Origin of the sequence: Paractinoplanes maris (assembly GCF_023544465.1) — a bacterium.
Lineage (GTDB): Bacteria > Actinomycetota > Actinomycetes > Mycobacteriales > Micromonosporaceae > Actinoplanes > Actinoplanes maris.
Genome location: NZ_JALPVL010000011.1, coordinates 238,375 through 259,195 on the forward strand (window position 1 = coordinate 238,375; position 20,821 = coordinate 259,195).

Sequence of the window (20,821 nt, forward strand, 5' to 3'; positions counted from 1 at the left end):
TCTGGATGACTCGGCGGGCCGGCCGAACTCATCGGCGGGAGGTCAGGTCGTCCGCAGGGCGGCCACCAGCAGGCCGGCGGTGACCAGGCCGGTGATCATGACGGTGGCCACCGTTGTGGCGTCCAGGCCGGCGCCCCGGCGGTCGGCGACCCGCTTGGCCCCGACGACGGCCAGGATCGGGCAGGCCAGCAGCACCAGCAGGGCGACCACGGGCAGGGCGTCCTTCCAGGTGCCGTCGGCGGCGCCGTCGCCGGTCTGGCGCAGCAATTGGTTTCCGAAGGCGCCCGCTATCCCGCCCAGGAAGCCGAAGACGGCGAACAGGATCTTGACGCCGCCGGTGATCGGGCGGGCCGGGGCGGTGTATTTCACCTTGGTGGCCACCTCGTCGAGGTAGTCGGTGGCGTCCCGGTTGTTGCGCTGCTGGGGGATCACGGCCGGGGGCACCATGCGGCCGTAGCGTTCCGCCACCGGGCCCACCTTGTGGACGTACTCCGACCACAGACCGGCCGCGCGCGCGTCCACCTCCTCGATCGTGCGCTGGGCGGCCACCACCTCGCGTTTCGCGTCCTCGACGGCCGCCGATGCGCTCCGCACCGCCTCCTCGGCGGCCGCCAGGCGCTCGTCGTGCCAGCGCAGCGCCTCGGCGCGCAGCGTGGCCGCCTCGTCGTCCAACGTGGTCAGGCGGCGCAGCACGCTGCGGTAGTCCGCCGTCGCGAAGTCCGCCGGCTGAAGGCCGCCGCTCTGAGTCATGACCCCGCCCCGTACGGAATGATCACCTCGGCGCCACGATGCACCGAGCGGTCGAAGTGCAGCGCCCGCCAGGGACGCGGATACCAGGCCGGGGTGCTGGTGCCCGGATAGAACGGGGACAGCTCACTGCCGTGCACGTCGAGCGCGACCCAGGCGCCGATCGGGTCGGTGCGCGACGCCGGCCCGCCCAGCGCCTCGCGCAGCAGGGCCGCGCCCCGCCACCAGCCCAGCACGTGGATGCGCCGCTCGGGTCCCTGCCGCAGGATCGTGCGCAGCTGATCGGCCGCGGCCTTGCCGCCCGGCAGCGCGTCGGCCGCATAGATCAGCAGGAAGTGCGGCCGGTCGGCGGGCCACGACGCCTCGGACTCGGCCGCGGCGTCCTCGAGCACCCAGTCGGCGTTGTCGTGCTCGTACCAGCCGCACTCGGGCAGCTCGGCACAGAGCGCGGCCGCGGCCGGCCGCGCGTCGGAGTCGAGGCACAGGATCGAGTAGCGGGCGCCGTCCGGCGGGAACTGCGCGGCCAGCGACAACGCGGCGGTGGCGAGCACCGAGCAGGCCTCGTCGGTGCGGGTGCCGAGCACGGCCAGGTTGCGGCCGGGGGCGCGGCGCAGCACGGTCCGGGCCGAGCGGGCGGCCACGTCGATCGTCTCGCCGAGCAGCACGACCGGCGCCGGCGTCTGCTCGGCCGGCGTGAGCCGCCGGAAGTCGGGGCTGTCGGCCAGCCGCGGCACCACGTCACCGTCGAACAGGCGCGGCGGGTCGTCCGGCCGGCGTCGCCACAGCCGGTGCTGCAGCGCGTTCCACCGCTCGCGGTCGCCCGCCGCCGGCACCCGGACGACCCGGTTGGCCTCGACCGCGCCCGAGTCGGCGTTGACCACCGCGTGATAGCGCGGCAACGACTCGGCCGCCGTGTTCTGCTCGGCCAGCACCCGCCGGGCCCGGGGCAGCGCGATCCGCAGCGAGAACTGCGCGACCAGGGCCGGCCGCCCCCACAGCGCCTCGATGCCGGAGACGTCCTGGCTGGCCAGGATCAGGTGGATGCCCTGCGAGCGGCCGCGCCGGGCCAGGTCCTCGAGCAGGCCGACGGCTTCCTTCTCGACCGCGTCGCGGCCGGAGAGCAGCACCTGGAACTCGTCGATGACCGCGACGATCCGCGGCCACGAGCCCTCCGGGTCCTCGGCCCGCAGCTCGGCCAGATTGGTGACCTCGTGCTGCTTGGCCGCGTCGGCCCGCCGCCGCAGCTCGTCGCCGAGGAACCGCAGCAGGGCCAGGCCGAACTCGCGGTCGGTGTTGACGTTGACGCCGACCAGCCGCACGTGCGGCAGCCAGGTCTGGTCGCGCCGGCCCGGGGCGAACCGGGCGAACGACACGCCCTCCTTGAAGTCGAGCAGGTAGAACGCCAGCTCGTCGGGGGAGTAGCGGGCGGCCAGCGACCCCATCCAGGCATAGATCAGGTTGGTCTTGCCGGTGCCCGACGGCCCGGCGATCAGCGCGTGCGGCGGGTAGTCGGACAGCGTCACCGGCACCGGCACCCCCAGCGGGCTGTCCCCGAGCGGTGCGGTCAGCCCGGTTGCCGAGCTCTCCTGCCACTCGACCTGGGGCAGCAGGCTGTCGAGGGCCACCGGGGCCGGCCCGGCGGCGACGGCCTCGGCGATCCGGCGGCAGGTCGCGGCCACGACCGCCTGCGGCGGACCCCCGTCCAGCCGTACGGGGAGAGCGCCCGCACTGCTCATCCGGGCATGGTCGCCGGGCGCCGCCATGATGAACTCGATGCCGTCGGCCGCCTGGACCGGCAGTCCCTGGATCACCAGGTGCACGCCGCAGGCCGCGCCGGTGCGCAACAGCCGCTGCAGCTGGGCCTGCTCGGCCCGGCTGACCTCGCCCGCGCCGAGCAGCACGGCGATCCGCCACGGCTCGGGCCGGCGGTGGGTGGCCGCGTTGAGCTCGCGCAGCGATGTGTACTCCCCGGCCAGCACCGTCTCGTTGATCCGGCGGACCTGAGCGGTCAGGTCGTCGAGCAGCGCGCCCAGCCCGCCGGGCCCGACGAAGGTGAGCACGCCGGCCGGTGCCAGCGGCGCGAAGCGGGCCAGCCCGCCGCCCAGGTGATCCGGGTCGTACCCGATGATCTGCACGCCGCCCGGCGGGGCCGTGCCCAGCGCCCGCAGCAGCAGCCCGGCAACCACGTCGTCGCCGATCGCCCGGTCGCCACGCACCACCACGTGACCGCGGTCGAGCAGCGGCACCAGCGCGGGCACGTCCTCCGGGTGGGGCAGCAGGAGCCGCCCGATGCGCAGCTCGGCCGCCCGGTCGAGCGGGGTCGCCTGCCAGTCGTCCCACGGGTCGCCGGCCGCGTCCGGGGCGGCCCGGTCGGCGGCGGCCGCGGCGGCCTCGGCGTACGCGGCCAGGTCGGTCTTGTGCTGCTGCTCGATCTCGGCCAGCCGGGTGTCACGGGCCGCCGCCACCTTGTGCCGGCGGGCCTCGGCGGCCTCGGTCACCCGGCGGCGGCGGTCGACGGCCCGGGAGTAGCCGGCCCGTGCCGCCTCGAGCGCGGTCGACGCCGCCCCGAGCGCGTGCGACAGCCCGGCCCGGATGCCCATCACCTGCTGCGCGGTCGACTCAGCCATGGTTCACGCGTTCCGTTGTGATGTGGGACCTCATCGCTGCTCGGCGGCCTCTTCGGGACGACGCACCGGGTCGGGCGCGGACGGGTCGAGCGTCCCGGCGTCGCGGCCCAGGCGGGCCAGCAGCACGCCGGTCAGCACGCCCGCGGTGACCGCGTTGTCGGCCGGGTGCGCCGGCTGGGTGTCCGGGGCGCCCTGGGTGGGGACGCGGCAGATCCGGGCGATCAACGTCTCCAGGACGGCCGGGGAGGTGCCCGGCAGCAACGACTTGACCCGGCCCTGGGCGGCCGAGCGCAGCCGGGGCACGTCCTCCGGCCGGGGCTGATGACCGAGCAGGTCACCGGCCAGCCGGGTGAGCACCGGCGAGCTGACCGCCGACAGGGCGAGCCCGGTCGAGGCGTTCACCCCGTGCAGCTCGCGGCCGAGGCGGGCCCGGTCGCCGGCCCGGACCCCGGAGGCGACCCGGCGCAGCAGCTCGGCCGTGTCCGGCTTGTTGCCGGGGTCGGTCTGCTCGGGGGCCGGCTCGCCGGTCAGCTGGGTGACCCGTTTCTGCCACCACGGGCCCAGCTGCTCGGCGTCGGGAGCGGCCTCGGCCTCCGTCGGCTGGGCCTCGCCGGTCTGCTCGAGCCCGGCCTTCCAGTCGCGGTCGGGCGGGGCCGACGCGTCGCCGGTGAGGCCGATGCTCGCCAGATACTGGGCGATGGAGTCCTGCGCGAGGCGCAACGCGGCGGCGGCTCGCTCGGCGTGCTCGGTGGCGTTGCCCAGCTGGGGCACACCGACCGGGTCGACCGACGTCTCGCGCACCCACATCAGCAGCTCGGTCGCGCTGCGCAGTTTCTCGAGCGCGATGGTGACCTGCCCGGTGGGCAGCTCGTCGGAGATCGCGCGGAGCTGGGCGCCGAGGTCCTGGATCAGCGACATCTCGTCAGAGCTGCGCCGTGTAGGTCTGTGCCTGGTCGATGGCCTGCAGTGTCGCGCTCAAGCAGTCCTCCAGCGACTGATCGGCCTGCGACAGCGAGGCATGCGCGGTGCTGACCGCGTCGTTGCCGCTGCCGTCGAGTGCCGCGGCCAGGCTCTGCTGCGCCTCGCCGAGCTTCTCCCGGGCGGCCTGGATGGCCTGCTGGCCCTCGGTGACCTGTTGCAGTGCAGCGTCCACAGCCGCTTTGACCTCAGCGACACTCGCCACCGCGTTGTGCCTCCTGCTAAGTGGAACCCGACTCTTCACGCCAGACTACTGCCACGCCCTTTCCCGGCTGCTCGGGCCGCCCCTCGTGCGAACCACCCGATCGTCCCTATTGGAAAGGGTCATACCCGTACCGATCATCGCCGCCCCGGGAGTGCCGGAGGCGACCGCTGACTGAACAGGAATGAATCCTGAGAGTTACTGCCCAGCCCGGCCCAGCGGAACCGTCAGCCCAGCTCACGAGCGATCTTTTCACTCCTGCGAGGGTGCTGCCGGCGCGGATCGGCTCGTGTGGACGGTGGCCGCCATGGCGGCGATGGCCAGCAGGGCCACGAGCGGGGCGAGCAGGAAGCCGGTCCGGATCCCGGCGTGGGTGAGCGGACCGGCGGCCGCCGCGCCCAGAGCGCTGCCGACGCTGAACGCGGTCATGATCCAGGCGAAGGCCTCGACCGCCGTGCCGGGCGGGGCCAGCCGGTCGGCGTTGACGAAGACGGCGGTCAGCAACGGGGGCAGCATGACGCCGCTCAGGATCAGCAGGGCGGTCATCGCCGCGGTGCCGGGAGCCAGCAGCAGCGGCAGGTAACCGGCGGCGAACAAGGCGGCCAGGATCGGCAGCCGGCGCGGCCCGCCGGGGGTGGCCCGCGTGTAGAGCAGCCCGCCGACCAACGCGCCGCCGGCCTGGGCGGCCAGCAGCCAGCCGGTCAGCGAGCGGTCGCCGGCCGCCTCGGCATAGCCGGTCAGCACCACCGGGATGCTGCCGACGGCGGCGCCGGCGAAGACCACGCCGACGACCATGACGGACAGCCGCCGTGCGCGCAGCGGCCCCAGCCAGTGCCGGTGCACGCGGGTCCCGCGCCATTCCCGTACGGCCGGAGCGCTCACGAACGCGACGACCCCCACCAGCTGGAACACCGCGGCCGCATAGAGCCCCGCCGCCGGTCCGCCCACGGCCACGGCGGCCAGGGTGACCAGCGGCCCGCCCACGAAGATGACCTCCTGGAGGGCGATGTCCAGGGCGTACGCGGCGTGCACGGTGTCCGGTGGCACCAGGGCCGGCCACAGGGCGCGCAGGCACGCCTCGAGCGGCGGGGTGCCCAGCCCGGCCAGCGCGGCACCGAGCCCGATCACCAGCGGCCGCCCGGGGGCGAGCGAGACGATCACGTAACCGACCGCCGAGAGGGCCGCCGAGCCGTAGAGCACCGGTGGCTGCCGCCGGCGGTCGACCGCCCGGGCCAGCACGGGCGCGCCGATCGCCATCCCGGCGGTGAAGACGGCGACGAGGGCCCCGGCCACGACCAGGCTGACCGACTCGCGGGCGAAGAGCAGCAACGCCAGCGGTGACGCGCCCAACGGCAGGCGGCCGATCTGGCTGGCGGTGAGGACGAGGGGCACGGAGGGCTGACGGAGAACAGCACGCGCGCCGGCGCGCTCCGCTGAGGTGGCGGACATGAGGGTTCACTCCGGAGGTGAGCGAGGGTCGACCGGCTGGTCATCGCCGACGGTCGGGGAGGCCACCCGCCGAGGACGGGATGGCCGGGAGCCGCGGGGGGCCGGGCCGGAGGGCCGGGCCGCCGGCACAGGGCCGGCCGGGGAGGGCGGAACGGGCGCTCAGGCGGCGCGGGCGGGAACCCACGGGGGCCAGAGCGGCGGAGGCGCCCAGAGCGGCAGATCGCGGAGTGAACGAGCGGGCGCGAAGTCGCGGCGCTCATGATCGTCACCGTAGAGCGGCAACGCGGGCGTGATCCAGCTCGCGGAGGGAGCCCAGACGCGGGCCACGGAGCGTGCGATCACAGTCACATCCTAGCGCCGGGGAACGCTGGTGGGACCCCGCACCTCGGCCCCGGAAACGGTGACCCGGTCGCGCAGCCCGCGGTCGGCGGTGATCACCACGACCCGCCGCTCCGGGGTCTGCGCGCGGGCCAGATCGGCGATCGCGTCATCTCCCGACCCGTCCGCCCGCACTATGGAGACACCGTTGCCGGACGGCTCGACGTCCTTGGCCTTACCCTCCACGACCAGGGCGACCTCGACCGGGCCGGGCAGGTCGGGCAGGCCGGCGGTGATGACCGGGGCCAATGCGTCACGCAGGCGCCCGGCGGCCGCGGCGCGATCGCGCCACCACCCGTCGGGCACGGAACCGACGACGTTGGCCCCGTCGACGATCACCAGGGGTACGGTCATGAAGTTGAGCCTACCCGAGTCAACTTTTCCCCGGAACGGGGAATGGAGGGCTGGCCCACAGCGCTGATAGGGGTCGTGCGAGGTGGGTACCCGACTCACCACGGACGAAGACCAGACATTGAAGAGAAGAGAAGACGGATGAGCATCGGACCGATCGGACCGACTGGTCCCGGCCAGTGGGACGACTTCTTCGCGCGCTTCTTCGGTGCGGCGGACCCGCGCCGCTCGGCGCGCATCGACATCACGAAGTACATGAGCGGTGACGCGCGTGAGGTGCTCTCCGCCGCCGCCCGCCGAGCGGCCGAGCTCGCCGACCCGGATCGTCCGGTCGCCGACCTGGACACCGACCACCTGCTGTGGGCGGTCCTCCAGCAGGAGCCGATGAAGCAGACCGTGCGCCGGGCGGGCGCCGACCCCGAGTCGCTGCTCTCCGCCCTCGGTCGTCCGGCCGGGGTCCGCGAGGACCTGCCGGCCCAGGTGGCTTTGACCCCCGCCGCGAAGCGCGCGCTGCTCGACAGCCTGCAGATCTCGCGGGCGCTGGGCTCCTCCTACGTCGGGCCCGAGCACATCCTGATGGCGCTCGGCCTCAACCCCGACTCCGCCGCCGGCCGTCTGCTGGCCGGCAAACTCGACCCGCAGGCCCTGCAGCCGCAGCAGCCCGGTGAGCCGCAGCCCGGCCCGGGCCGGGGTGGTCCCGGTGGCCGTGGCGGCGCCGGCAACTCGAACACCCCGACCCTGGAGCAGTACGGCGTCGACCTGACCGAGCTCGCCCGGCGCGGCGAGATCGACCCGGTGATCGGCCGGGCCGACGAGATCGAGCAGGCCGTCGAGATCCTCTCCCGGCGCACCAAGAACAACCCGGTGCTGATCGGCGAGGCCGGCGTCGGCAAGACCGCGATCGTCGAGGGCCTGGCCCAGCGCATCGTGGACGGCGACGTGCCGCTGACCCTGGAGAACAAGCGGGTCATCCAGCTCGACCTGGCCGGTCTGGTCGCGGGCACCCGCTACCGGGGCGACTTCGAGGAGCGCCTGCGCAAGGTCATCGACGAGATCCAGAACGAGGGTGACGGCCTGGTCGTCTTCCTCGACGAGATCCACACCCTGGTCGGCGCCGGTGGCGGCGGGGGCGACGGCGGTGGCATGGACGCCAGCAACATGCTCAAGCCCGCCCTGGCCCGGGGCCAGCTCCGGGTGGTCGGCGCGACCACACTCGACGAGTACCGCAAGTACATCGAGAAGGACGCGGCGCTGGCCCGGCGCTTCCAGCCGGTGCTGGTCGGCGAGCCCTCGGTCGAGGACACCGTGCAGATCCTGCGCGGCCTGCGCGACAACTACGAGGCGCACCACCAGGTGCGGATCACCGACGAGGCGCTCGACGCCGCGGCCGAGCTGTCCGACCGCTACATCACCGACCGCTTCCTGCCCGACAAGGCGATCGACCTGATCGACCAGGCCGGCGCCCGGGTGCGGCTGCGGGTCAAGACGCCGGACGCCGGGGTGCGTGAGCGTGAGCGCCGGCTCGAGGAGCTCTCCCGCGACCGCGACCAGGCGGTGGCGGCCGAGAACTACGAGAAGGCGTCCGCCCTGCGCGACGAGATCAACCAGCTCAAGACGCAGATCGAGCAGGGAGTCACCGGCTCCGAGAGTGTCCCCCACGTCACCGAGGCGGACATCGCCGAGGTGGTCAGCCGGGCCACCGGCATCCCGGTCGCCCAGCTGACCGAGGAGGAGCGTGAGCGTCTGCTGCGTCTCGAGGCGCACCTGCACGAGCGGGTGGTCGGCCAGGACGACGCGGTCGAGGCCGTCGCCGAGTCGGTGCGCCGTTCGCGGGCCGGGCTGGGCGACCCGGACCGGCCGGTGGGCAGCTTCCTGTTCCTCGGCCCGACCGGTGTCGGCAAGACCGAGCTGGCCCGTTCGCTGGCCGAGGCGCTGTTCGGCGACTCGGACCGGATGATCCGGCTCGACATGAGCGAGTTCCAAGAGCGGCACACCGTGTCGCGGCTGGTCGGGGCGCCTCCCGGCTACGTCGGTTACGACGAGGCGGGGCAGCTGACCGAGGCGGTCCGGCGCCGCCCGTACAGCGTGGTCCTGCTCGACGAGATCGAGAAGGCCCACCCGGACGTGTTCAACATCCTGCTGCAGGTGCTGGACGACGGACGGCTGACCGACAGCCAGGGTCGCACGGTGAGCTTCAAGAACACCGTGCTGATCATGACCAGCAACATCGGCTCCGACCTGATCAACGGCACCCGCCGCAGCGTCGGTTTCGGGGCCGCCGGTGGCGCCTCGCCCGACGAGGAGCTGCGGGAGCGGCTGGACCGGCGGCTCAAGGAGCAGCTGCGGCCCGAGTTCATCAACCGGATCGACGAGATCATCGTCTTCCGGCAGCTCGAGCAGGAGCAGGTCCGCCAGATCACCGAGCTGATGCTGGAGGAGACCCGGCGCCGGCTGCACAACCAGGACGTCTCCCTGGAGATCACCACGGCGGCGGTCGACTGGCTGGCCGAGAAGGGCTTCCAGCCCGAGTTCGGCGCTCGCCCGCTGCGCCGGGTGATCCAGCGGGAGCTGGACAACCGGCTGTCGACCATGCTGCTCAGCGCCGACCTGGCGCCCGGGCAGACGGTGCGGGTCGACGCGGTCGACGGCAAGCTGACCTTCGAGGTCAACTCGCCGGCCAAGGTCTGATCAGGACCCGTACGGAATTGAGCAGGGGCCCGGCCGATGTTGTGCCGGGCCCCTTCGCTATGCCTCGTTGACCACGGCCAGCCCGCGCCCGACCACGCCGAGGTGCGGGTGGGCGGTCATCCAGTCGACGAAGTCGGGGTTCCGCTCGACGACCTCCTGGTAGGCCTCCTGCGCCATCTCCATCAGCGTCGGCGAGTTGAGCGCGGCCAGCGAGTCGGGATGCCAGCCCAGCACCAGCCGCCAGCGCAGCGGGGCACCCCGCAGCGGCCGCGAGGTCAAGCCGGCCGGGGGCCGGAACGTGCCCTGGCAGAGCGCGAGCGCCAGGCCCGACTCGACCATGTCGATGCACCCGCGGACGTCGCTCTCGAACATGCGCCGCGGCGTGAAGCCGGCCCGGGCGCAGGCCGCCGCGAAGCAGTCGCCGAAACAGCCGTCGCCGGTGGCCGCCACCCACGTCTCGGAGGCCAACTCGGCCAGGTCGACGTCGACCTCCTTGGCCCCCGGATGGTCCTCGGGCATCAGCGCGCAGATGCCGTCGATGGCGATGGTCTGCCAGACCAGGCCGTAGTCGGCCGACGGGAACGCGTCGCCGCACACCCCGACCTGCGCGTAGTCGAGCTTGCCGGCCAGCACCATGTTGGCCAGCTCGTCGGTGTAGTAGGACGCGTGGGTGGTGATCTGGGCCTCGGGCCGGGCCTGGGAGAGCCGGGACACCATGCCGCCGATGATCGGGCCGCCCAGCGCCCCGATGCGGTAGCGGCTCATCTCGTCCTGCCCGGTCGCGCCGGCCATCCGGGCCGCCTCGTCCTGCAGGCCCTTCATGGCCGGCAGCAGCACCCGGGCCCGGGCGAGCACCAGCTCGCCGAGGGCGGTGGGCCGGGCGCCGCGACGGTCCCGCTCGAACAACGGGCCGCCCAGAGTGCGTTCGATGCGCTGCAGCTGCGCGGTCAGGGCCGGCTGGGCCAGCCCCAGCTGCGATGCCGCCTTGGTGACGCTGCCGGTCTCCGCGATGGCGCAGACCACCTTGAGATGCCGCAGCTCCAGGTTCATAACGTGACGGTAGGACCAAGAAGACATCGAAGGCTAGCCCTATCGACCGGCGAAAGATCCTCCACTTGTGACAAATGGGTTAACGAATCCGGTGTTTTCCCTACAAATCCTTGACATACGTGGGGCGCCGGGTGACGGCATCGCGCAGTTTGTCCACGACCGCGACGGCCGGGTCGACCACCTTGTTCCACGGCGGGCTCGACGGTGTACCTGGGTGCGGACGGGTCGGCGCCGCCTCCTCGGCCGTCTCGAACCGGTTGCCGACCCGGATCAGGTCCTCGATCGGCACCATCTGCACGAGGACGGGCAGCAGCTCCTCGGCATCGGCGTCGACGTGCCGGCGGACGGCCGCGGCGACCTCCCGCACCCGCTCCGGGACGAGCTGCTTCTGCAATCGTTGCAAAGTGATCAACAGCTGGCGGTCCTCGGCCAGCTCCCGGTCGGCCAGCTCCTCACCGCCGGGCACGGTGCGCCGCACGGCGGGGTAGAGGTACTGCTCCTCGGCGCTCAAGTGGCGTGAGAGCGCGGCGATCAGCACGTCGGCCAGGCGCTTGTCCTCCGGCTCGGCGCTCAGGCGGTCGCACAGCCCGAGCAGCTCGCGGTGCTCTCCGGTGATCACGTCGACCACGTTGCGGCCGGTGGTCTCGCCGCCGACCGGCGGCAGCGGGGGAAGATTCAAGGAAGACACGGCGCGGCAATACCCTTCCACCCGTTCCGGCGAAACACCGGCAACAGTGTGCTGGTAAGAAGGGGCGATGGAGACCATCGCCGCCGCCGACGAGGTCGTGGGCATCTGCCGTGACCTGCTGCGCATCGACACCACCAATACCGGTGACCCGCGGACCACGGTCGGTGAGCGCGTCGCCGCCGAGTATGTCGCGGAGAAGCTCGGTGAGGTGGGTATCGACGTCGAACTGCACGAGTCGGCGCCCACCCGGGCCAATCTGGTCGCCCGCATCCCCGGTGCCGACCGCAGCCGGGGCGCGCTGCTCGTGCACGGCCACCTCGACGTCGTGCCGGCCGACGCGAGCGAGTGGTCGGTCGGCCCGTTCTCGGGTGAGGAGAAGGACGGCTACCTCTGGGGCCGCGGCGCGATCGACATGAAGGACTTCGACGCGATGATGCTCGCCGTGGTCCGCGACTGGACCCGGACGGGTTACGTGCCGCCGCGCGACATCGTGCTGGCCTACACCGCCGACGAGGAAGCCGGCATGCAGTACGGCTCGCAGTGGCTGGTCGAGAACCACCGCGACCTGTTCGACGGGTGCACCGAGGCGATCGGCGAGGTCGGCGGGTACTCCTACACGGTGAACGACGACCTGCGCCTCTATCTGGTCCAGACGGCCGAGAAGGGTCTCGACTGGCTGCGCCTGCACGCCACCGGCCGCCCCGGGCACGGCTCGTTCATCCACGACGACAACGCCGTCACCAACCTGGCCGAGGCCGTCGCCCGGGTCGGCCACCACCGCTTCCCGACCGTGGTCACGCCGACCGTGCGGGCGTTCCTCGAGCAGGTCGGCGACGCTTTGCAGATCGACATCGACCCGGCCGAGCCCGAGCTGGCGATCGCCAAGCTGGGGCCGATCGCCAACCTGATCGGCGCCACCATCCGCAACACGGCCAACCCGACCCGCCTCGAGGCCGGCTACAAGGACAACGTCATCCCGGGCCGGGCGTCGGCCACCATCGACTGCCGCACGCTGCCCGGCGAGGCCGACTCGTTCCTGGCCGCGATGCGCGAGCTGATCGGGCCCGACATCGAGGTCGAGCACGTGCACCAGCAGCCCGCCGTGGAGACCTCGTTCGACGGCGCGCTGGTCGACGCGATGGGTGCGGCGCTGCGGGCCGAGGACCGGGGTGCGCGTACTGTGCCGTACCTGATGTCGGGCGGCACGGACGCGAAGGCGTTCTCGACATTGGGCATCCGTTGCTTCGGGTTCGCCCCGTTGCGGCTTCCCGCCGACCTGAACTTCGCCTCGTTGTTCCACGGCATCGACGAGCGGGTCCCGGTCGACGGGCTAAAGTTCGGCGTGCGTGTGCTCGACCGTCTGCTCCGGAACAGCTGACCTGTTGGAAGGATCCATACCGATGACCGACCAGAACGCGGAGCTCGACGTCGCCCTCGAGCGGGTGATCGAGGCCTCCCGGGCGCATCTCGCGGCGGTCAAGGCGGCCGAGGGCCGTGTTGACGACGACGGCGTCTGGCAGGCCTATGTCGACCTCAACAACGCCTCTTTCGCGTACGACGAGAAGCTGCTCGACGCGTACGGCGAAGTCACACCGTGGGATGTCGAGTCGATCGACCCGAACGAGGCCGATCAGCGCTTCGGCCTGGGGGTGGCCGGTCTCGAGGCGGCCGACGGGGCCGACCCCTACCCGCAGGTGCTGTCGGTGCGCCAGCGCCGCGACTACCGCGTGCCCAGCGTGTCGGCCCTGCTGCGCCGGGCCGAGGACGCCCGCCGCACCGCGGTGCCCGAGGACGAGGACGCCGGCCCGGTCGAGTCGGTCGGCGAGGCCGTGCTCGAGTTGCTGCAGGCCGGGGACGGGTCGCTGTCGTCGCTCGACGTGCCCGAGCTCGAGCCGCTCGACGGCCTGCTCACCGTCAGCGAGATCTCCGAGCCGCTCGATCTCGACGAGTTCGAGGACTCCGACGGCGACGGCCCGTTCGCCCCGAAGCAGGGTGATCTGCTGGTCGGCCGTCTCGACGAGCACCCGTTCCTGCCCGACGAGGACGAGCACGACCACGATCACGCCGGCCACAACCACCAGCACTAGATTCAGGTGTGACCACTGAGGGCCCGTCCGAAAGGACGGGCCCTCAGGTGCTCAGCCCGGGCTGCGGGCTGGGCTGCACACGGCGGCGGAGCATCACCTTGCGGGTGCCGTCCCGGAAGAGCTGGACGCGGGCCAGCTCCCACCCCGAGAACTCCGCCTGGATGGCGAGCTGCGCCGCGGCGGTCAACCGATCGACATTCGAGGGCAACCGCAGCGGCGCGTATTCGTAGTCCATGCGATCTAATATGCCTCCGCCTCCGGCCTGGACACCAGTCCCGTCGCCGGGTGTCCGCGGCCGCAGTTCGCGCAGGCCGGACGCCGCCTGAGGTGATAGGCGAGGGTCGCCGCGCCGAGCGCCAGGCTCCAGAACGGCCAGGCCAGAATGGGTGCCACGGCCAGGCCGTCGGCGGCGACCTCGGCCCAGAGGCCGGGCTCGGCGTAGAAGGCCACCGAGGCCGACATCACAAAGATCGTCACCAGGGTCGCGGGCACGGTCGCCAGCTTGATCGGCACCCGCCGCCCGGCCACGCCGGGCATCCAGCGCGGGAAGACTTCGCCCCACCGCTGCACCAGGCCCAGGGTGAGGACCGCGCCACCCACGGCGAACGCCCCGAGCCCGGCGCCGGCCCAGACGATGCCCGTCTCCTGCATCTCCCGGAGGAAGCCGGCGGAGATGCCCAGCGGGATGCCGGCCGCCCAGGCCAGGCGGACGACGGCGTAACCGACCGGGATGATCGCGGCGACGCCCACCGCCCACCGGCCCCACCGGGCGGCCGACGGCCGGGACGTCCAGCTCTCGGCCCGGTCGTCGCGCCCGCAGTCCTCGCAGGCGCCGGTCGCGCCGAAGTGCCAGCGCAGCGCGGCCCGGACCAGCAGCAGCCCGCCGGCGACGGCGAACGCCTGGTTGGCCAGCGTCCACGTGAAGACCGTGGAGTAGTCGACCGGCGGCCAGCCGAACGGGAAGCCGATGATCAGCATCGGCAGGTATCCGGCCACGGTCAGCAGCCGGGTGTCCGGCAGCACGACGAGCAGGGCGGCGGCGACCAGACCGACGTACGAGAGAAGGGCCACCCGCAGCGGGCGTGGGGCCGTCCGGCGGCCGCTCATGACCAGCAGCGCGATCGCGGTCAGCAGCAGGACCACGGCGAACACCGGCGCGCCGATCGACGGGTCGAGGGCCCGCAACGGGCTGGTCTCCATGTTGATCCGGGGAGGACCGTAGGGGAAGCCGCGGCCGGTGACGGTCCAGACCAGTGCGAGGGTGCCGTAGACGGCGGCCCAGCCGGCCGCCACTTTCTGTGCCGTGTTCGTCATATGTCGACCGTCGCCGTTTCCCCGGCCCGGAGGATCCCGGTGGCGGGGGAATCGCCTCCCCCTTGCGGGGGAGCGGCGGTCAGGGCTGGATGAAGCCCGAGCGGTACGCCGTGACGACCGCCTGCGTGCGGTCGCGGACCCCGAGCTTGCCGAGCACGCTGCCGACGTGCGACTTGACCGTCTCGACGCCGAGCACCAGACGGCCGGCGATCTCGGCGTTGGACAGCCCTTCGGCCATCAGGGCCAGGACCTCGGCCTCGCGCTCGGTCAGCCGGGGGCCGGGCAGGCGACCACCGGCCGGGCGCCGGTGGGCCGCGGCCAGCCGGCGGACCGCGGCCGGGAAGAGCAGCGAGTCGCCCCGGGCGACCAGGCGCACCGCCTCGGCGATGCGCTCGGGGCGGGCCCGCTTGAGCAGGAAGCCGCTCGCCCCGGCGGCCAGCGCCTCGTAGACGTACTCGTCGTTCTCGAAGGTGGTCAGCACGAGCACCCGGGGCGGGTCGTCGAACCGGTCGAGCAGCAGGCGGGTGGCCTGGAGGCCGTCGATGCGCGGCATCCGCACGTCCATCAGGACGACGTCGGGCCGCAGGTTGACGGCCTGGGGCACCACCTCGTCACCGTCGGCCGCCTCGCCCACGACCTCGAGGTCACCGGTGGCGGTGAGGACCGCGCGCAGCCCGGCCCGGATCAGGTCGTCGTCGTCCACGATCAGCACCCGGGTCACCCGGTGTCACCCCCGATCGGCAGGCGCGCCAGCACCCGCCACACCCCGTCGCTCGCCCCGACTTCCAGGTGACCGCCGAGCAACCGTACGCGTTCGCGCATGCCGGCCAGACCCCGCCCACCGCCGAGATCCGGCGGGGAGCCGACCCGGTTGGTGATCTCGATCAGCAGGTCGTCCGGAGCGGTGATCCGCAGCGTGGCCCGGCCCGCGCCGTGCTTGGCCGCGTTGGTCAGCCCCTCCTGGACGATCCGGTAGGCCTCGCGGGAGATCGCCACCGGCACGTCGACGTCCTCGACATCGGCGTCGACCTCGGCGGTGAGCAGCCGGTCGAGGTCGGCCAGCGTCGGCGACTCGGCGTCGCGCAGCAGTCCGAGCACGGCGTCGAGCTCCTCCAGCGCCGTACGCCCCTGCTCCTCGATCGCCGAGAGCGCGCGCCGGGCGAACTCCGGGTCGGCGTCGAAGACCGTCCGGGCCGCCCCGGCCTGCAGGGTCACCGCGGTGAGCGCGTGCCCGACCGAGTCGTGCAGCTCGCGGGCCAGCCGGTTGCGCTCGGCCAGCTTGCGCTCCTGGGCCTCGAGGTGGGCCACCCGCTCGGCCGCGGACGGACCGAGCAGCACCGGCGCCATGGTCGCGGCGAGCGAGCCCAGCCCGGCCGTCGCATAGAGCGTGACCACGATCAGCGCGAGGCCGACCGCCACGCCCGGCACCGGGCCCAGCAGGCGCTCCTGGCCGAGGATGGACAGCACCGCCAGCGGCACCGCGAGCAGCACGCCGGTGCCCACCACGGCCCCGGTCAGCAGGTGCAGGCCGAACCAGAGGGCGGCCCGCATGCGGGTCTCGCGGGCCATCGGCCGCCGGCGGTCGTGGGCCGGCAGGTCGACCCCGAGCAGCGCCCGGGCCGCGGCGATCTCGAGCTCGCGGGTGCCACCCAGGAACGGCGGCACGGCCGCGACCGCCGCGGCGACCAGCCCGGTGACGACCACGCCGGCCACGTCCTCGCGCGCCGAGAGGAACATGCCGGCGATCAGGAAGCCGATCAACGCGTACGGCAGAAGGACGACCGCACCGAGCAGCAGGAAGACCGCCCGCCGGTAGGTCGTCGCGCTGACCAGAGGGCGCAGCATTCAGCCCTCGCCGTCCGGATAGCCGACACCCTCGCGCTCGGGGTAGCCGACGTCGATGGCCGAGACGTCGTCCAGCGCGCCGGCGATCTCGGCCGGCAGCGTCAGGTCCTCGCTCTGCAGCGCCCCCTGCAGCTGGGCGGCGGTGCGGGCGCCCAGGATCGGCGCGGCCACCCCGGGCCGGTCCCGGACCCAGGCCAGCGCCACCTCGACCGGCGAGACACCGAGCCCGGAGGCGGCCGTCGCGACCGCCTGCACGATGCTCGAGCTGCGCGGCTCCAGATAGGTCTGCACGAACGGCGCCAGATGCTCGGTGGCGGCCCGCGAGTCGAGCGGGCGGCCGTTGCGGTATTTGCCGGTGAGCACGCCGCGGCCCAGCGGTGACCAGGCCAGCACGCCGAAGCCGAGCGCGGCCGAGGCCGGCAGCAGCTCGCGCTCGATACCTCGTTCGAGCAGCGAATACTCCATCTGGGAGGCGACGATGGGTGCCCGTCCGGGGTACGCCGCCTGCCAGGTCGCGGCGCGGGCGGTCTGCCACGCGGCGAAGTTGGAAACCCCCACGTAGCGCACCCGGCCGCTGTTCACCGCGTGGTCGAGGGCGCCCAGCGTCTCCTCGAGCGGGGTCATCGGGTCGAACCCGTGCACCTGCCACAGGTCGACGTAGTCGGTGCCGAGCCGGCGCAGCGACGCGTCGAGCGAGCGCAGCAGGTTGCCCCGCGAGCCGTCGCGGCGGCGGAAGCCGTGCGGGGTCAGACCGGCTTTGGTGGCGATCACCACTTCGTCGCGCGGGACGAGATGGTCGAGCAGCGAGCCGATCACCGACTCGGCGTCGCCGTCGCCATAGACGTCGGCCGTGTCGAGCAGCGTGCCGCCGGCCTCCAGGAACAGCTTGAGCTGCGCCGCCGCGTCGTCGGGGTCGGTGTCCCGGCCCCAGGTCATGGTGCCGAGCGCGAGCCGGGAGACCGCCAGCCCGCTACGGCCGAGCGGTCGTTGCAGCATGAGTGAACCTTATTCAGAGAGTGCACATAGCGATATGCCCGCACCCGCGTCAACCCCGTCGGTAACCGGACCGAAATCGCTCAGCACGCGGTCAGTAGTCTTCACGGGACGGGTTCATGTGCGGGAGGGGACAATCGTGCGGCTCGGACTCAACCTCGGTTATCAGGCGGCGTGGACCACGCCCGCCGACCACCTGGCGATGGCGCAGGAGGCGGATCGGCTCGGCTATGCCGTGGTCTGGTCGGCCGAGGCGTATGGGTCGGACACGGTGAGCATGCTCGCCTGGATCGCCGGCCAGACGCAGCAGATCGACCTGGGCGCCGCGGTGATGCAGATCCCCGCGCGCACCCCCGCGATGACCGCCATGACCGCGGCCACCATCGACACGCTCTCCGGCGGCCGGTTCCGCCTCGGCCTCGGTGTCTCGGGACCCCAGGTCTCCGAGGGGTGGCACGGCGTGCGCTTCGCCAAGCCGCTGGCCCGCACCCGGGAGTATGTCGAGATCGTGAAGATGGCGATCGCCCGGCAGCCGGTGGCCTACGACGGCGAGCACTACACGCTGCCGCTGCCCGACGGTCCGGGCAAGGCGCTGCGGCTCGGTTTCCACCCGCCGCGCGAGGCCGTGCCGATCTATCTGGCCGCCGTCGGCCCCAAGAATCTCGAGCTGGCCGGTGAGATCGCCGACGGCTGGCTGGCGATCTTCTTCGCGCCCGACGCGGCGGGGGAGTATCTGCAGCACATCGAGCGCGGCCGGGCCAAGCAGGGCCGGGGCCTGACCGGTTTCGACGTGGCCCCCAGCGTGCCGGTCGTGCTGGGCGACAACGTGGCCTGGTGCGCCGACGTCCTGCGGTCCTACGCCGCGCTCTACGTGGGCGGCATGGGAAGCCGCGAGCAGAACTTCTACAACCAGCTGGCCGTGCGGATGGGCTACGCCGACGAGGCGGCCCGCGTCCAGGAGCTCTATCTGAGCGGTAAGAAGGCGGAGGCGGCCGAGGCCGTGCCGCAGGACTTCATCGAGCGCACCTCCATCCTGGGCAACAAGATCCAGGTCAAGGAACGCCTCAAGCAGTACGCCGCGGCCGGGGTCGGCACGCTCTCGATCAGCCCGTATGTCGGCGATCTGAAGAGCGGCATCGACACCCTGCGGATCGTCGCCGAGGCGTTCGAAGAGTCCGGCGTGGCCGAGTAGTGGCCACCGTTCTGCTGCTCCGGCACGGGCGGACCACCTCCAACGCCAGCGGCGAGCTGGCCGGCCGCCGTCCCGTCGAGCTCGACGACACCGGGCGCGGCCAGGCCGAGCGCACCGGCGCCCGGCTGCGGGTGCTGCCGCTGGCCGCGGTCGTGACCAGCCCGCTCATCCGCTGCCGGACGACCGTCGAGCTGGCCCTGCCCGGCGTCACGCCGGTGGTCGACGAGGGGCTGATCGAGTGCGGTTACGGCGACTGGGAGGGCCGCCCGCTCAAGGAGCTGGCCCAGGACCCGCTCTGGCCGGTCGTCCAGCAGCACCCCAGCGCCGCGGTCTTCCCCAACGGCGAGGCCATGGCGGCGATGTCGGCCCGCGCGGTGGCGACGATCCGGCGCTGGGACGCTCAGGTGACCGAGGCGCACGGGCCCGACGCGCTGTGGCTCGCCTGCAGCCACGGTGATGTGATCAAGGCCATCATCGCCGACGCGATGGGTCTGCACCTCGACCAGTTCCAGCGGATCGTGGCCGACCCGGCGTCGGTCAGTGTGATCCGTTACACGCCGACCCGGCCCTTCGTCGTGCGGCTCAACGACACCGCCGACCTGGCCTCCCTGATCCCACCGCCGGCGGCGGCGGACCGCTCGGAGGCCGCGGTCGGCGGCGGCGCGGGCGGCGGCGCCTGAGTGCTCTGTGTGACCGGCGTGTTACGCCTGGCTGGCCCGCGTTGCGCCCTCGGCGAACCGGGCCGTCCGGGATACGGCGAGCCGTTCCCTTCGCGGATAGGGTTGTTCGCATGACCCACCAGGTGCACTCGTTCGAGCCGCCGGAGCGGTTCGTCGCCGGGACGGTGGGCGAGCCGGGCGACCGGACGTTCTTCCTCCAGGCGCGCGGCGGCGGCCGGGTGGTCAGCGTCGCGCTGGAGAAGGTCCAGGTGTCGTTGCTCGCCGAGAAACTCGACGAACTGCTCGTCGAGGCCAACAAACGCTTCGGCGTCTCGTTGCCCGAGGCGCCGGTGGCCGCCGGCCACGACAACGAGCCGCTCGACACCCCCGTCGACGAGGAGTTCCGGGTCGGCACGCTCGGGCTGGCCTTCGACGTCGACACGACCACCGTGGTCATCGAGGCCATCGAGGCCGGTGAGGCCGAGGTCGAGATCGAGCTCGAGGCCGACGATGACGACGACGAGGTGGCCACCGTCGAGGACGACGAGGAGGACGCCGACGACGAGCCGGACGACGACCTCGACCGGCTCCGGGTGCGGCTGACCCCCGAGGCGACCCGCGCGTTCATCGACCGCGCCCGCCGGGTGGTGGCCGCCGGACGCCCGCCGTGCCCGCTCTGCGGCCAGCCGCTCGACCCGGCCGGCCACCTCTGCCCCCGGCACAACGGCTACCACCGGTGACCACCGAGCCCGCTGCGGCACTGGCCGAGGCCGACGCCCTCGAGCTGCTGGCCCGCGGCCGGCTCGAGATCGAGGGCCGGCTGGTCGACGCGTCCAACACCACGCTGCGGGCCGAGATCACGCTCGACGGGCTCACCCGGCGCTGCGTCTACAAACCGGTGCAGGGTGAGCGGCCGCTGTGGGATTTCCCCGACGGCACGCTGGCCGGGCGCGAGGTCTCGGCCTACCTGGTCTCGCGGGCCACGGGGTGGGACCTGGTGCCCCCGACGATCCTGCGCGACGGCCCGCTCGGCCCGGGCGCGCTGCAGCTCTGGATCGACGAGCCCGAGACGGCCGAGTCGCTGATCGGCTTCGTCCCGGCCTACGACGTGCCCGAGGGCTGGCTGGCGGTGGCGAACGCCCGCGACGAGGACGGCGACGCCTATGCCCTGGCCCACGCGGACGACCAGCGGCTGGCCCGGCTGGCCGTCTTCGACGCGGTGATCAACAACGCCGACCGCAAGGGTGGGCACGTGCTCTACCCGGCCACCGGCTCGGTCCACGGGGTCGATCACGGGGTCAGCTTCCACGTGGAGAACAAACTTCGTACGGTCCTCTGGGGCTGGACCGGCAAGCCGCTGATCCCGGAGGCGGCCGAGGTGCTCGAGTCGCTGCTCGGCTCGCTCGGCGGTGACCTCGGCTCGACGCTCGAGGACCACCTGACGATCACCGAGGTGCAGCAGATCCGCCGGCGCGCCCGGCGGCTGATGCGGGCCGGGCGCTTCCCCGACCCGCCCCAGGACTGGCCCGCGATCCCCTGGCCCCCTGTGTAGTTTTGTTCACGCCGCCGGGTT

At 73.0% G+C, this 20,821-nt stretch carries 21 protein-coding genes; 7 read left to right on the top strand and 14 right to left on the bottom strand.

The genetic code is table 11. From position 1 onward, the window contains the following. Positions 1–42 precede the first annotated feature (42 nt). The 7 genes from NAG42_RS30495 to NAG42_RS30525 form a co-directional block, all read right to left on the bottom strand. Positions 43–750, bottom strand: coding sequence for a hypothetical protein (locus NAG42_RS30495; protein WP_250035341.1), 708 nt, complete (start codon positions 748–750; stop codon positions 43–45). Then, on the bottom strand, positions 747–3,374 hold the full coding sequence (locus NAG42_RS30500; RefSeq protein WP_250035342.1) for an FtsK/SpoIIIE domain-containing protein: 2,628 nt from the start codon (positions 3,372–3,374) through the stop codon (positions 747–749). Before NAG42_RS30500 ends, NAG42_RS30495 begins: the two co-directional genes overlap by 4 nt. A gap of 30 nt (positions 3,375–3,404) precedes the next feature. Further along, positions 3,405–4,292 (bottom strand): hypothetical protein, encoded by an 888-nt coding sequence (locus NAG42_RS30505; protein WP_250035343.1) that lies wholly within the window; start codon positions 4,290–4,292, stop codon positions 3,405–3,407. Between the two features lie 4 nt (positions 4,293–4,296). After that, positions 4,297–4,557: a hypothetical protein gene (locus NAG42_RS30510; RefSeq protein ID WP_250035344.1), complete on the bottom strand. Its 261-nt coding sequence runs from the start codon at positions 4,555–4,557 to the stop codon at positions 4,297–4,299. A 249-nt stretch (positions 4,558–4,806) separates the two neighbouring features. Further along, on the bottom strand, positions 4,807–5,946 hold the full coding sequence (locus tag NAG42_RS30515) for an MFS transporter (RefSeq protein ID WP_250035345.1): 1,140 nt from the start codon (positions 5,944–5,946) through the stop codon (positions 4,807–4,809). A gap of 216 nt (positions 5,947–6,162) precedes the next feature. After that, positions 6,163–6,345, bottom strand: a complete 183-nt coding sequence (locus NAG42_RS30520; protein WP_250035346.1) for a hypothetical protein — start codon at positions 6,343–6,345, stop codon at positions 6,163–6,165. Positions 6,346–6,354: 9 nt separating this feature from the next. Continuing rightward, the gene (locus NAG42_RS30525) at positions 6,355–6,735 is read right to left on the bottom strand and encodes a hypothetical protein (protein ID WP_250035347.1); all 381 of its coding nucleotides are present in this window, start codon (positions 6,733–6,735) and stop codon (positions 6,355–6,357) included. Positions 6,736–6,873: 138 nt separating this feature from the next. Here NAG42_RS30525 and NAG42_RS30530 point away from each other — a divergent pair, with 138 nt between their 5' ends. Beyond that, on the top strand, positions 6,874–9,420 hold the full coding sequence (locus NAG42_RS30530; RefSeq protein WP_250035348.1) for an ATP-dependent Clp protease ATP-binding subunit: 2,547 nt from the start codon (positions 6,874–6,876) through the stop codon (positions 9,418–9,420). 57 nt (positions 9,421–9,477) lie between these two features. On the opposite strand, the gene NAG42_RS30535 is transcribed toward NAG42_RS30530, so the two are convergent. Together NAG42_RS30535 and NAG42_RS30540 are read right to left on the bottom strand one after the other, a co-directional pair. Next, entirely contained in the window at positions 9,478–10,470 is a 993-nt protein-coding gene (locus NAG42_RS30535) for a LysR family transcriptional regulator (protein WP_250035350.1), read from the bottom strand. A 100-nt stretch (positions 10,471–10,570) separates the two neighbouring features. Further along, positions 10,571–11,158: a hemerythrin domain-containing protein gene (locus NAG42_RS30540; RefSeq protein ID WP_308201210.1), complete on the bottom strand. Its 588-nt coding sequence runs from the start codon at positions 11,156–11,158 to the stop codon at positions 10,571–10,573. Positions 11,159–11,225: 67 nt separating this feature from the next. On the opposite strand from NAG42_RS30540, the gene NAG42_RS30545 reads away from it, so the two are divergent. Beyond that, positions 11,226–12,536, top strand: a complete 1,311-nt coding sequence (locus NAG42_RS30545; protein WP_250035351.1) for a M20/M25/M40 family metallo-hydrolase — start codon at positions 11,226–11,228, stop codon at positions 12,534–12,536. A gap of 22 nt (positions 12,537–12,558) precedes the next feature. Continuing rightward, positions 12,559–13,245, top strand: a complete 687-nt coding sequence (locus NAG42_RS30550) for a hypothetical protein (protein ID WP_250035352.1) — start codon at positions 12,559–12,561, stop codon at positions 13,243–13,245. A gap of 43 nt (positions 13,246–13,288) precedes the next feature. Here NAG42_RS30550 and NAG42_RS30555 read toward each other — a convergent pair whose 3' ends face one another. The 5 genes from NAG42_RS30555 to NAG42_RS30575 all read right to left on the bottom strand — a co-directional run bounded on the left by NAG42_RS30555 (position 13,289) and on the right by NAG42_RS30575 (position 17,400). Then, positions 13,289–13,480, bottom strand: coding sequence for a DUF5703 family protein (locus NAG42_RS30555; RefSeq protein ID WP_250035353.1), 192 nt, complete (start codon positions 13,478–13,480; stop codon positions 13,289–13,291). Positions 13,481–13,485: 5 nt separating this feature from the next. Next, entirely contained in the window at positions 13,486–14,559 is a 1,074-nt protein-coding gene (locus NAG42_RS30560; RefSeq protein WP_250035354.1) for a hypothetical protein, read from the bottom strand. Positions 14,560–14,638: 79 nt separating this feature from the next. Next, a complete protein-coding gene (locus tag NAG42_RS30565) occupies positions 14,639–15,280 on the bottom strand; it encodes a response regulator transcription factor (protein ID WP_250035355.1) in 642 nt (213 codons plus the stop codon). Next, entirely contained in the window at positions 15,277–16,404 is a 1,128-nt protein-coding gene (locus tag NAG42_RS30570) for a sensor histidine kinase (RefSeq protein ID WP_250035356.1), read from the bottom strand. Before NAG42_RS30570 ends, NAG42_RS30565 begins: the two co-directional genes overlap by 4 nt. Continuing rightward, a complete protein-coding gene (locus NAG42_RS30575) occupies positions 16,405–17,400 on the bottom strand; it encodes an aldo/keto reductase (RefSeq protein ID WP_250035357.1) in 996 nt (331 codons plus the stop codon). Positions 17,401–17,536: 136 nt separating this feature from the next. Between NAG42_RS30575 and NAG42_RS30580 the strand changes: the two genes are divergently transcribed. The 4 genes from NAG42_RS30580 to NAG42_RS30595 all read left to right on the top strand — a co-directional run bounded on the left by NAG42_RS30580 (position 17,537) and on the right by NAG42_RS30595 (position 20,800). Beyond that, the gene (locus NAG42_RS30580; protein ID WP_250035358.1) at positions 17,537–18,589 is read left to right on the top strand and encodes an LLM class F420-dependent oxidoreductase; all 1,053 of its coding nucleotides are present in this window, start codon (positions 17,537–17,539) and stop codon (positions 18,587–18,589) included. After that, positions 18,589–19,269 carry a histidine phosphatase family protein gene (locus tag NAG42_RS30585; RefSeq protein ID WP_250035359.1) on the top strand — a complete coding sequence of 227 codons (681 nt, stop codon included), beginning with the start codon at positions 18,589–18,591 and terminating at the stop codon, positions 19,267–19,269. The genes NAG42_RS30580 and NAG42_RS30585 overlap by 1 nt, the downstream gene beginning before the upstream one ends. A 110-nt stretch (positions 19,270–19,379) precedes the next feature. Then, on the top strand, positions 19,380–19,988 hold the full coding sequence (locus tag NAG42_RS30590; RefSeq protein WP_250035360.1) for a DUF3090 domain-containing protein: 609 nt from the start codon (positions 19,380–19,382) through the stop codon (positions 19,986–19,988). Further along, positions 19,985–20,800: an SCO1664 family protein gene (locus NAG42_RS30595; protein WP_438872465.1), complete on the top strand. Its 816-nt coding sequence runs from the start codon at positions 19,985–19,987 to the stop codon at positions 20,798–20,800. The genes NAG42_RS30590 and NAG42_RS30595 overlap by 4 nt, the downstream gene beginning before the upstream one ends. The last annotated feature ends 21 nt before the right edge of the window (positions 20,801–20,821 follow it).